This is a genomic window from Segatella copri (assembly GCF_949820605.1).
Classification (GTDB): Bacteria; Bacteroidota; Bacteroidia; order Bacteroidales; family Bacteroidaceae; genus Prevotella.
Genome location: NZ_CATKVU010000006.1, coordinates 3232518 through 3245044 on the forward strand (window position 1 = coordinate 3232518; position 12527 = coordinate 3245044).

Below are 12527 nucleotides of genomic sequence, written 5' to 3' on the forward strand. Positions count from 1 at the left end.
ATATGAATCATATTATTAACGCATTCAAGAATCTGCCCCGAAGGGGCCAGCATAATTTCGTGAAGATCTTGTGTCTGGCGCTCGGATTGGCAATCAGTTCGGTAATTATTGCCGAGATTTATTTCGAGCAGACCTACGATACGTATTTCCCTAGTTGGGAGAGGACGTATATGATTTCGGAAGTGGGTACTAACCATGGCGAAACCATGGAGTTTACCAATACTTCAGGAGCCACTGCCCAAGGTGTAAAGCAATATGCGCCTATGGTGGAAGCTGCTACCAGTACTCACTATTTTTATGATGATGCCCAATGCAAGATGGAAGACCAGAACATCATTTCTGCCAATATCAGGGTGGCAGACAGTTGTTTCTTTGATGTCTTTCCACAGAAGATATTGATAGGCAAGGCTAAACAGATTCTATCCCAACCCTTATCCTGTCTCATCGATTCAGAAACGGCAGCAAAGATTGGCGGTAATGTTGTAGGTAAGCATTTCACGCTTTCCAATTATCCGGGAACCACTTTTACCATCTATGGTGTTTTCGAAGCGTTTCCCTGGGGTTCTTCCTTTCATGGTACGCAGATGATTCTGTCGAGGTGTAGTGTGCCATACGTATATTCCTACGATGGCAGAGGCCAATGGGTGGGAAATGATTCCTATAGGTCCTACATCCGGTTAGCAAAGGGGCATGAGGCAAAAGAACTCAAGCCTTACGTGAATAAGATGCGAGAGGATCATTTCCCTTTGAAGGAGATGAAGAATATGGGAATAGAACTGAACTATGATTTCACGGTATTGAGCGATGTTTACACCCAAGATCCTTATGTCAAGAAGATGGGATGGATTATGGGAATTATCGCTTTTGTCCTCCTCTTCACTTCTGTGATGAACTATCTGCTTATCATCGTGGGAAATCTTGTGGGTCGTTCTCGCGAAATGGCTGTCCGTAAGTGTTATGGTGCCGAATCGAAGAACATTCATGCCATCATTTTCTCAGAGGCTTTGGTGCATGTGGGACTGGCGGTTGTTCTTGCGGCTGTTCTTGTGTTCCTTTGCAAGGGAACCATCGAAAACTTCCTTTCTGCTCCGGTAAGCACGTTGGTGCTTAATCGTGGCAGTTGGATATTGGTGGCTATTTGTATTCTGGTACTGCTGGTTGGCGGCTTGTTGCCTGGTTGGCTTTACAACAAGATTCCTGTAGCCATCGCTTTCCGTGGCTATAATGAGAATCGCAACCGATGGAAACTTGGTTTGTTGGGTATCCAGTTCGTTATCTCTGGTTTGCTGTTTAGTTTGCTTTACATCGTGAATGGTCAATACCAGCTGATGTTGGGACTCAATCCTGGGTATGATTACGATCATGTAGCGATAGTTTCGATAGATGCCAGCAATAGAGACCAGCGCAATCAATGTCTGGCAGAAATCAGGCGAATGCCGAATGTCAAGGATTGCAGTTCGACTTTTAATGTTCCGCTCGATGGGTATGATCGTAGTGGAAATATGGTTGGAGTACCTGGCGACGAGAAGAATACCTTTAATATCATGGAGATGTCGGGAGTGGACGACAATTTCTTCAAGATGATGAATATTCCTATCGTTCAGGGTTCTTTCTTTACGGAAAGAAATGACAGTTGCCGCCAGGTTATTATTGATGAACGAGGTGCAGAGAAACTCATCAAAACGTGGCATTGGAAGGATGGCGTAGTTGGCAAGCAAATTACCTGTACAGGACATGATAATAATATCTTTACCATTTGTGGCGTGAGCAAGAATATCCGCTGGGGGGCTGTGGAAACCGGGGGTGATGGTATGAATGAATTTCCAGATTTGTATTTCTATTCAGCCAAGACGGCCTACTACATGTTGGTTAAGTTTAATGAACTAAGGGATGAATCGTTGTCGGAGTTGCAATCGAAGGTGCAGGCGATGTATCCGAATAATAAGGTCATCGTGAAAAGTTATGCCTCAGAACTGGCTAACCAGTATGCTTCACAGCTCAATTTCCGCAACGGAATCCTGGTAGCCGGCATCGTAACGATGATTATCGCCCTCTTCGGATTGGTGGGCTATACGAGTGATGAGGTGAACCGCCGCCGCAAGGAGATTGCGATTAGAAAGGTGAACGGAGCGAAGGTGAAGGATATTCTTCGCATCTTCCTGAAGGACATTATGAAGATTGCCTTGCCTTGCATCATCGTGGGCGACTTGGGGGCTTGGCTGATAGCCAGACAATGGCTCATGTCGTTTAGCGAGAAGATTACGATGACGCCTTTACTGTTTATCGGCGTTACCATCATCTTGCTCGTTATCATCGGGCTTTCCGTCGTCATCAACTGCTACAAGGTGGCTAACAGTAATCCTGTGAAATATCTCAAGGATGAATAAAATTAAAAGTAAAAAGGTAAAAAAGTAAAAAGATAAGAAAATGCTTAAAATAGAGAATCTTTGCAAGTCATTCCGCACAGAAGATGTGGAGACGATTGCTTTAAATAATGTATCTTTCACAGTAGAAGACGGCGAGTTTGTCGCCATTATGGGACCATCCGGTTGCGGCAAATCTACCTTGCTCAACATTCTCGGTTTGCTCGACAACCCTACTTCGGGAAAATATTTCCTGGGTAATCACGAGGTGGCAAACTTGAAGGAAAAGGAGCGCACGGATGTGAGAAAGGGAGAAATCGGTTTTGTGTTCCAGAGCTTCAATCTGATAGATGAATTGAACGTAGAGGAGAACATCGAGCTTCCTCTTACTTACCTCAACATTCCGAAGGCGGAGCGCAAGGCAAAGGTGCAGGCGATTATGAAGCGAATGGCCATCAGCCATCGTGCCAAGCACTTCCCTCACCAACTGTCAGGTGGTCAGCAGCAGAGGGTTGCCATCGCCCGTGCCGTGGTCTTCGGTCCGAAGCTCATCCTAGCCGATGAGCCTACGGGTAACCTCGATTCCAAGAATGGAGCCGAGGTGATGCATCTGCTTACCGAGCTGAACCACGAGGGCACCACCATCGTCATGGTAACGCATAATGAGCATGATGCCAAGATAGCCCATCGCACCATCCGCCTGTTTGATGGACAGATTGTGGAGGCGGAGGGCAATCTGCTTTAACGTAAAAAGATAAGCAGAGACAGCTAGATTCTTATTGATTCCAATTTGTCAAAGGTAACACCATGATGCTTGTAGCGAATTCTCGAAAAAGATTTTTTGTCTGTCTATAGTAGCTCTATATAACATGCGATAATAGTAAATGCCATGCGCCAATCGGTTAAAAAGCCTTTTAAATGGTTTGCAACAACTTTTAACACTTAAAATGTTGTATAATTCAGAAAAAAATCTTAATTTTGCCTCCATATATAGTTACTCTTAAAACCGTTGTTCTATTGTTTTCTAGCGATTACAAAGATACAACTTTTAGTGAGAAACTATTTCTCCCATTATTTTGGGGTGGAAAACTTTAGTAAGTGATTATTTATTCATAAATTAATGTATAAGAACTATGAGGCTTAGAAAGATTTTAATGGTAGCAAGTGTGACTTTTGCTTGCGTTGCCCAAGCCCAGGATTTAACTATCCATGTTAATAAGAAAGGTAAAGTCGGGTTCGTTGATAAAAATGGAGCCGAAGTAATTAAATGTGCTTACGAGAGTGCCTATCCATTTTCAGGTGGATATGCGATTGTAACTAAATCAGGAAAGTCCGGTATAATAGATGAAAGGGGTAAGGTCGTCTTACCGCTGAAGTATACATCTATTATGCCTTGGAATCAGTCCCTTTATTTGATAAAGACAGGCAAGATACAGGGATTGGCAAGCCATGATGGAAAAGTGGTTCTTCCAACTAAGTATTCTTTTATTTCTAAGCCAAATTGTTATGGCAAGGCTTTAGTTGCGGTTGGGGGAAAGCAGTCTTCTTCTTCCGATAATAAGCAGTATATGCTCAATGCAAAATTGGGTATCATTGATGATAATGGTAGAGTACTGGTTACTCCAAAATATAAGGGAATTCATGAGTTTTCTTACAATACCAAGGGCGTATTTCCTTACAACGAAGGATTGCGTTTGTCGGCAGCAATTCATTCTTTGAAAGACACCTTGAAAACAGATTGTAAGTATATCGGTTTTAATAATGATCCTTTTGACATCACAGGATGTGGTCTTATAGATGAAAATGGCAAGGAAATCCTTAAGATGGGAGTGTATGACCAATTGATGCTACCACAAAGTGGTATGGTCAGATATTATGATATCAAGAAGAAGCAAACAATTTGTGGCTATCACAATCTTGATACAGGTAAGGGCTTCGTTGCAGCTAAGTTTAAATTGAGTATAGCTGATATAAAGTTCTGGACTCATGGAGATTTTGATGGCGATATTGCACCTGTTAATGGTGAGACTTGGAACTTTGTCGATAAGACAGGTAAGATATTGCGCAAGGATTACAAACAGTTGAAACATAGCCAGAATGGTGAGTGGGCGGCACAGAATGTCTCTGGAAAATGGGATGTGTTTGATAGCTACAACCAAGACATAGTTTCGTTGTCTAACTATGAGGATATCAATTTCCCTACAGAAAAAGGTGATTTAGAGGTTTATTCTGTCAAAAAGGGAACTCGATATGGAGCAATTACTAAGACTGGCAAAGAGGTAATTCCTTTTCAATATGATTTTGTAGCTTCAAATACTTATGATGTCTTAGATGTTATGAAGGATAGTTTGTGGGGAGCTTATTCAGTCTCGGGAAATAAAATTATTCCTTTGTCTTACAAGAAAATAATATTACCAAGCGAGCGTGGTTGTCAAGATTTCTGGGTGATGAAATCTGATAGTTTGTTTTATCATTTTAATGTGACATCGCAAAAAATATATGACTTAGGCTATGAGGCAGTTGCCAATTTTTCTAAAGGCATCGCTCATGTTCGCCCAGTTGGTATGAAAATAGAAAATTCAGAGGTAAATCGTTCTCAATTATTTGCCCCTAATACCAATCATAAGGATATAGCTTCTGTCAATCCTGAGGGACGGAGAGAGTGTTTTGGCTATTTGGTGAATACTAATGATGTGGTGCTGTTTGATTTACCGGTGTCTACTACCTATGTAGAACTCGTTATGGAACAGCTCAAAAAACGAGGAAACCGTAAGTTAACTGAGGCTGAGAAGAAAAATATCCTCTTGGATATAACTAAGGAAAATCGTAGTTATGATTTAAATTCAGTTTTGGATGAGGATGAGTGGAATTATTAAAATGTAGGAGATTATGAAAAAGATAATATTGACACTTATGATGAGTGCTGCCGTCATGGCTTCTTACGCCCAGGCGGATCATGAAGATGTGATGAACTATCGTCGCAGTTCTTTATATTCTTTGATGGTGAATCATACAGACCAACAGTTTGCTAACGAGATAAAGGAGGCTTTCTTACAGATTCCTGTTCCGGATAAGTTTAATAATCATGACCTTAGTGTAAAGGTGCTTAATCTTGATAAAAAGCTTGATGGCGCAAAGAGTGATAAGGAAAATCCTGTGATAACGAAATTCCTGAAAGACAATAATGTTGCAAGTCGCTTGGTGGGACGCTGGTTCAATAGGGATATCTATACTGGTGCTTGTGATATGGAGTTGGTAAAGGAACGCGGACTTTATAATGCAACAGAGTTTGACCGCCAGTTGGCTAAGCATTCTGCTCGTGGAATGGCGTTATTACAAGATGCAGGTGAAGACTTAATTGGTAATACCTTTGTGGTTGTTAATGACATTCGATATATAGATAAGAGTAAGGGCTCTAAGACGGTAGGTTCTATCTTCAAGGTATTGGGACAGGTTGCTGCTGCATATACTGGTGTTGACAGTTATAAGGACTTGGGCAATAACCTAGGTGATATTGCTGAGAGTTTAAAGGGCTTCTCTGTCCGAATCAATACGTTCCTTTATCGTCTGGATTGGAATCAGGACCAGGCTAATTTGTTTTATCAGGAACAATATGGCGTAGGGGCCGATGCTGCAAAAAAACAAAACTTTGAAAAGGCTCGTCCTAATTATCATTTGAAATATGTAGGTAAAGTAGAAAGCCAGGGCGGCACTACTTCTTTCCTTGGTATTAAGGAGGATGAGCCAATTATGATGGTAAGAAAAGCTTGCCAGCGTGCCATTGATGAGAATGTGGTGGATTTACAACGTAGTTATGAGGAATTTAGAACCAAGACTCCACTTTTGACAGCAGAACCTCTTACGGCTTATATTGGCAAGAAGGAGGGCGTGACAGCTAAGTCGAGATACGAAGTCCTTGAAGTCGTATTGTTGGAAAATGGCTCTCATAAATATAAAAAGGTGGGTGAGATTCAACCTATAGAGGGGCAAATTTGGGACAATCGATTTATGGCTACAGAGGAAGGTGCAGTAGGCAGTAACTTGAACTATACTACGTTCCGTGCCATCAGCGGTAAAAACTTTGCGAAAGGAATGTTGATAAGGGAAATTACGAATAAATAAATTATTTGGAAAATGAAAAGAATTTTGAGTTTGTTATGCCTAATGCTAATGTTGTCTCTTGTTGCATTTGCAAAGGGTAATGAGATGCCTCAGTATGATATAACTGGGGCTGGATCTGGCAATGAAGGCATGCTGTTGGTTAAGGTCTTCGTATATTCCAAGAAGGTGACTGATCAGGACTTGAAGCGTGCTGCTGTTCATGGTGTTGTTTTTCGAGGATGTTCTGGAAATAATAGTGGTGCTAAACAACCAGCGATGGCACCAGCAGAATCTGAAGCAAGCCATTCCGAATTTTGTAATGGATTCTTTGCTGCGCAGGGTGAATGTCAAAATTATGCTAGTATCATAGCTGGTTCTTATGAGCGTGTGAAGACATCCAAGGGAGTAAAGAGTGGCGCTATTGTTCAGGTAGACAAGAAGGCATTGCGCAAGGCTTTGGAAAAGGCTGGTGTAGTACGTTCTCTGTCTGCAGGTTTTTAACTTCTAATAAATATTGATGAATATGAGAATTATCAGTTTTATATTATTTGTATTGTTAGCATTGCCTTCTTTTGGTCAGTATCGTGATGTACGTATGCCAGAACAGCCTAAGGGCTCAAATTATCGTGATTATACTTCACAAGAACAGGGCTTTTGGTGTGCCGTAGAGACAGAAGGTGGTAGTAGCATCATGGAGCATAAAACTAATATGCAATATGTGAACCTAACCTTTACTGGTGGTTATCGCATAAACGAGTTTTTGCGCTTAGGTGTAGGTTTTGGAGGCAGGATGTATGTTAATAATGCTAGTGTGAGAAATACCAATAGCAAGTTTGGAATACCAATCTTTGCCAATGTCCGTGGTAATTTCATATCAGCTCAGGATAGGGATGGCGTTCCTTTTTGGTCGCTCAATGTTGGTGGTATCACCAAAGAAGGTGCTTTCTTTAGCCCTACCATAGGTTATAGCTTTGGTGGACTTCGCAATAACTTTCAGGTTGGTGTTGCTTATACTTTGTCAAATCTCAAGGATAATGCCGGTGTAAAGCAAAACTATAACTATTTTGGCTTGAAACTTGGCTATGAATTTTAAATATTACGATTATGAAGAAAGTTATTTTGTGTATGCTGATGGTCTTTGCGACCTCAGTTTCTGTCATGGCGCAGAAGCAGGCGATCTACGACCGTTCTTCAATCAAGTGTATGGGGGTAGAATTGGATGGCTCCCAGACATTGAGAGTACTGGGCTATGGTCGTAATCGTTCTGATGCCAAGGAACAAGCCATGAAGAATGCCGTTTGGGCTGTAGTCTTTGATGGTATCCGTGAGGGAGTATCGGGATGCAATATGCGTCCGTTGGTGACAGAAGTGAATGCTCGTGAGCGATATGAGGACTATTTCAATGTGTTTTTTGCAGATGGAGGAGAGTATAAAAAATATGTTACTCTTAGAGATACCAAAAAACGTTCTGCTAATAAAAGCAAGGATAAGGTAGGCTATTCGTATGAGATGACCATTAGAGTGCTTCGCTCACAGCTCAAGGCGCGTTTAAAGGCTGATAATGTAATAGATAAAGATCACTTATAAAAAGAAAATATTATGAAGATAAGAAAAATGCTGATGATAGCCCTGCTGTTTTTTTCTTCTGTTGCTGTTTTTGGACAGGCGAAGAAACCTACCCTCATGGTAATGCCAAGTGATGCATGGTGTAACGAGCATGGGTATATGCAGACTTATGACAACCAGGGAACTCAGGAAAAAGTACCAGATTATAAGGCTGCTGTTTCTACGGATAAACAGTTGAATGCTGTTATTTCGAAAATCAACAATCTGATGGCTGATAGGGGATTTCCATTGAAAGATTTGCAGCAAACTTTGAAAACCCTCAATAATGATGCTGCTGAGGATGCGCTCTTGACCAGCAAGGCTGGAAATTCTGTGGCAGAGAGCCCTTTGGATAGGTTGCGCCGTCGTGCCAAACCGGACATCATCATGGAAATAGATTGGACGGAGAATAAGATGGGACCAAAAAGTTCTATTACATATAATCTTCGTGCCTTGGATGCTTATTCTGACAAACAAGTTGCTGGTGCTGAGGGTACGGGCAAGGGATCTTTTTCTGCCGAACTTCCAGTCTTACTAGAAGAGGCAGTACAAGATCACATGGATGAATTTTGCGAGCGTTTGCAATCTCATTTTGAGGATATGATGCAGAATGGTAGAGAAATATCTCTTGTAATGAAAGTATTTGATAATGGCTCCGGCTTGGATTTCGAGAAAGAATATGGTGACTATGAACTCAATGAAGTTATCGATAATTGGCTTAGCGACAATTGTGTGAATCATCGTTTCAATAAGTCCGACGGAACAGAAACTACGCTTATTTACGACCAGGTGAGAATACCTTTGTATAAGGAGAATGGACAAGCTATGGATACCTATTCGTTTGCTCGCAATATGGCCCGTTTTTTCAAGGCTGCTCCTTATAATATTCCAATCAAGACCGTAAATAAGGGCCTTGGTAAGTGTGAGTTGATATTTGGTGAAAAATAAAGGTTACAGGCAATGAGAAAGAATATATATAAGTGTTTGCTGACATCGACTTTGCTCTTGTCGGCGCAGGGGATGTTGGCGCAAGATTGCAATATCCCGATGTCGGTGATTGTGGATGAGGGCTTTGCTCATGTTACCGCCGAGAGTGCTTCTGTTTTGCAGACACAGTTGGAACGTCTTATCACCCAGTCGAAATTGGATGTGGGATGGAAAAATGCAAACTTTGCCATTACGGCAAAGTTTGATCAGTTGGACAGATATATTGTAAGTAGTGCGCCTACCCAGATAGCCAATGTATTTGGGGTTACATTGTATCTTGTGGATGTTTACAACCAAAAGCTTTTTGCTTCTGTATATGTTGAGGTAAAGGGCGTGGGCTCTAATGAAACAAAGGCTTCGCTGAATGCGATACGTCAGTTGAATGCAGGGAATGGAAAAATCAATACTTTCCTTTCTGGTGCAAAGAAAAAGATTATAAGCTATTATGATTCGCAACTACCTTCTCTAATTAAGGAAGCACGTTCCAAGGCTTCCTTCAAAAATTATGAGGAGGCTCTTGCCATGTTGGCGGTGGTTCCTACCTGCTGCAATGGCTATGATTCTGCAATGAAGGAGGCTATGAGAATCTATGTTCTTTATCGGGATACCTATTTCTTGGCTCGGTTGAATGAGGCTAAGGCTCTTTGGAGTTCCAATCCTACTCAGGCTGGTAGCGTACCTGTGGTGGCAATCTTGTCTTCGGTCGATCCTGATGCCAAATGCTATAAAGAAGCGATGGCACTTCTGTCGCAGGTTGCTAAAGTCGTAAAGACCGATGTGGATTATGAGACAAAGAAGAAGTATGAGGATGCTGTTGAACTAGAAAAACTACGCATCCAAACTATTGGGGAAATCGGTAAGGCGTATGCTGCAAATAGACCTATGAACCTTATATTTTTAGGACATGGCGGTGCTATCGCCACTCAGTCTCCCGTAGCAGTTCCATAATTAGATTTGATACTTGATATTTTAATAATTGAATGATATTCGACCACAAAATACTTTTATGTGTTTTGTGGTCGAACTTGTTCCGCATTTGCAAAACGAAGCGGGCATGAGAGCGCCACCATCGTCATGGTAACGCATAATGAGCATGATGCCAAGATAGCCCATCGCACCATCCGGTTGTTTGATGGACAGATAGTGGATGAGTAAAATCTTGTCTTATGGGAGTAAAGGTACCATATATATAGGTAGGCAGAGCACATTGCCATCTTTTTTCAAGTCCTTGGTGTAAACTAAGTATTTGTGCCCTGTTCTAGAACTGTATTTCTCGGAAAACTGATCGAGTGACGCATGAGACTTATAGCCAGAAGACTTTACTTCTATAGGACTTATCTTGCTCCCATCTGCCTGCAAAAAATCGATTTCGTAATATCCTTTGCCGTCATGCTTGGGTATGGTATGGTAATACAAGTCTTTGCCGGAAGTTCTGAGCATTTGAGCCACTACATTCTCATAGATGTACCCTAGATTGGTGTCTAATTTGTCGCTCAGCAATTTGTTGTAGATGATATTGTCTGTAAATTTCTTAGACTTATAAGCCAATGTGACGAAGAGTCCCGTATCTGAAGTATACATCTTATATCGTTGCAAATCTTTTGTAAGGGCTAAGTCAACATTGGGGTCGTTGGAGTGGTAGGCTATGTTTGCCACTCTGGATTCTTCCATCAGTTGGACAATGTCGATTATCCTGTCTTGCTTTTCTCCAGGGATGACAGTCGAGATAGTATATCGTGAGGCATTCTTGCTCAGTTGTGAAGGTATGGCGTCGAACATAGCGGTTGCTTTGCCCGACGTATCTATTTTTCTGAGGTCTTCTTCGTAAAGGGCGATGATGTCCCGCTTCACGGTGTCTACTTCGCTAAGGTCGTTGGTTTTGATGTATTTGTCTACGGCTTGTGGCATTCCACCGACCAGCATGTATAGTCTGAAGTCTCTCATCATTTTACGGTGGATTGCTTCGCCGAGAGGTTGTTTTTGCTCAAGAACTGTTTTTAGCAGAGTAAATGTGACGTTGTCGCCCATAGCCCATCTGAACTCTTCGAAGTCCATGGGGTGCATACTGATTCGTGTCTCCTCGCTAGGAATGATGATGTTTTGTACATTCTTGCGGATGGAGATAAGTGAGCCAGTTTCTATATAGTCGTATCGATGGTCTTTTACTAGATGCTTGATGGCTTGTCGTGCCTTAGGATTATTTTGCACTTCATCAAAGATGATGAGGGATTTGCGCTCCTTCAAACTGACGTTGTAGTTAAGCTGTAAACGCAGAAATATGTAGTTAAGGTCAGAAAGATCATTGAATAGGTCGTTGATTTCGGTAGCTGTCTTCGAGAAATCTACCAAGATATACGAAGAGTATTCGTTTTTTGCGAATTCTTCTACGATGGTAGACTTGCCGATTCGTTTCGCTCCTTCTATCAATAGGGCGGTTTCTCCCTGTCGCTCTTCTTTCCATCTGAGCATCTCTTGGTATATTTTTCTTTTGAATAATTTGGTTTGCTCCATATTTTGCTTATAATTAATGATTTATGTGTGTAAAGATAAGGGTTTTGCCGAAATCCGCAAAATATTTTAACCTTATTTCGCCGAAATCCGCAAAATGTTTTGGCGCGAATATGCCGAAATCCGTAAAATGTTTGCCCATATTAGAAGAGAAAAGTCATAAATCGCTTGGTGTTAGCCTCTTTCTGCTTCAGCTCTTCTTCCATTCTCTGTATTGCCATCTTGAAGAAGAAGCGGATGAGGTGCTTGTCGGTTGCTTCCGTACGAATCATACGGAGGGCAGAAATGTATTCCTGTCGGGCTTCGGATGGGATGATAAGGAGAGGATGATTCAATCTTAAGAGAATGTAGTTGCTGATGAGACGTCCTGTTCTTCCATTCCCATCACGGAAGGGATGAAGATATTCGTAGAAGCCATGAAAACGGGCGGCAAGAATCATGGGATGAACGGCTGCTGAAACGATGGCTTTTTCGGTAGATTCCAACAGCTTGGGAACTCTGGCGATGAGTTCTTCGTGGTCGCCAAATACCGTATCGCCTGCTGCCATGTCTGTGGTGGTGTATTCGCCCGGAATAGCTTCTGGGGAACGGTAGGAAAGCGTATGGCTGGTAACCCGTCTGTTGATTTCTTTCAGAAGATTCTCGTCGAGTGGATGTTGCGTGTTTTGCATCATGTACTCGAAGGCTTCGAAATGGTCGAGCATTTCGAAAGCCTCGAAAAGAGTCTTTCCGGCAGGAATCATCCCTAATCCTTTCTCCTTCAGTTCCCGGGTGTCATCTACGGAGAATGAGTTGCCTTCAATGGCGCACGAGTGTGTAGAGAAGAGTACTTCATTATATTTGATGTACTCTTCTCTATCCATTTTATTGATGATAAGGGTTTGATATTTTCCTCTCAAATCCTCGTATTCCTTGATTTCCTTTTCGAATGCCATAATCTTCTGTAAGTAATTATATGACTAA

11 protein-coding genes and 1 pseudogene are annotated in these 12527 nt (G+C 41.8%); 10 read left to right on the plus strand and 2 right to left on the minus strand.

The features are described 5' to 3' along the window. Nucleotides 1-2 precede the first annotated feature (2 nt). From RCO84_RS14455 to RCO84_RS14500, 10 genes and pseudogenes are all read left to right on the plus strand, one after another. On the plus strand, nucleotides 3-2387 hold the full coding sequence (locus RCO84_RS14455; protein ID WP_317585460.1) for an ABC transporter permease: 2385 nt from the start codon (nucleotides 3-5) through the stop codon (nucleotides 2385-2387). Nucleotides 2388-2427: 40 nt separating this feature from the next. After that, a complete protein-coding gene (locus RCO84_RS14460; protein ID WP_144155734.1) occupies nucleotides 2428-3108 on the plus strand; it encodes an ABC transporter ATP-binding protein in 681 nt (226 codons plus the stop codon). 388 nt (nucleotides 3109-3496) lie between these two features. Next, nucleotides 3497-5239: a WG repeat-containing protein gene (locus RCO84_RS14465; RefSeq protein ID WP_317585461.1), complete on the plus strand. Its 1743-nt coding sequence runs from the start codon at nucleotides 3497-3499 to the stop codon at nucleotides 5237-5239. Nucleotides 5240-5252: 13 nt separating this feature from the next. Next, nucleotides 5253-6485 carry a hypothetical protein gene (locus RCO84_RS14470; RefSeq protein WP_287868093.1) on the plus strand — a complete coding sequence of 411 codons (1233 nt, stop codon included), beginning with the start codon at nucleotides 5253-5255 and terminating at the stop codon, nucleotides 6483-6485. Between the two features lie 129 nt (nucleotides 6486-6614). Further along, on the plus strand, nucleotides 6615-6965 hold the full coding sequence (locus RCO84_RS14475) for a hypothetical protein (protein WP_151202048.1): 351 nt from the start codon (nucleotides 6615-6617) through the stop codon (nucleotides 6963-6965). 22 nt (nucleotides 6966-6987) lie between these two features. After that, complete coding sequence (locus RCO84_RS14480) at nucleotides 6988-7557, plus strand: hypothetical protein (RefSeq protein ID WP_151202047.1); 570 nt, start codon at nucleotides 6988-6990, stop codon at nucleotides 7555-7557. An 11-nt stretch (nucleotides 7558-7568) separates the two neighbouring features. After that, entirely contained in the window at nucleotides 7569-8051 is a 483-nt protein-coding gene (locus RCO84_RS14485) for a hypothetical protein (protein ID WP_151202046.1), read from the plus strand. A 12-nt stretch (nucleotides 8052-8063) separates the two neighbouring features. Then, nucleotides 8064-9017 carry a DUF6175 family protein gene (locus RCO84_RS14490; protein WP_119229348.1) on the plus strand — a complete coding sequence of 318 codons (954 nt, stop codon included), beginning with the start codon at nucleotides 8064-8066 and terminating at the stop codon, nucleotides 9015-9017. Nucleotides 9018-9029: 12 nt separating this feature from the next. Beyond that, nucleotides 9030-10004 (plus strand): hypothetical protein, encoded by a 975-nt coding sequence (locus RCO84_RS14495; RefSeq protein ID WP_144155746.1) that lies wholly within the window; start codon nucleotides 9030-9032, stop codon nucleotides 10002-10004. Between the two features lie 108 nt (nucleotides 10005-10112). Then, nucleotides 10113-10211: pseudogene (locus RCO84_RS14500) on the plus strand (ABC transporter ATP-binding protein); the annotation flags it as partial. A 9-nt stretch (nucleotides 10212-10220) separates the two neighbouring features. Here RCO84_RS14500 and RCO84_RS14505 read toward each other — a convergent pair. Then, complete coding sequence (locus RCO84_RS14505; RefSeq protein WP_317576027.1) at nucleotides 10221-11525, minus strand: ATP-binding protein; 1305 nt, start codon at nucleotides 11523-11525, stop codon at nucleotides 10221-10223. Between the two features lie 182 nt (nucleotides 11526-11707). Continuing rightward, nucleotides 11708-12499, minus strand: a complete 792-nt coding sequence (locus RCO84_RS14510) for a Fic family protein (RefSeq protein WP_317576026.1) — start codon at nucleotides 12497-12499, stop codon at nucleotides 11708-11710. Between the last annotated feature and the right edge of the window lie 28 nt (nucleotides 12500-12527).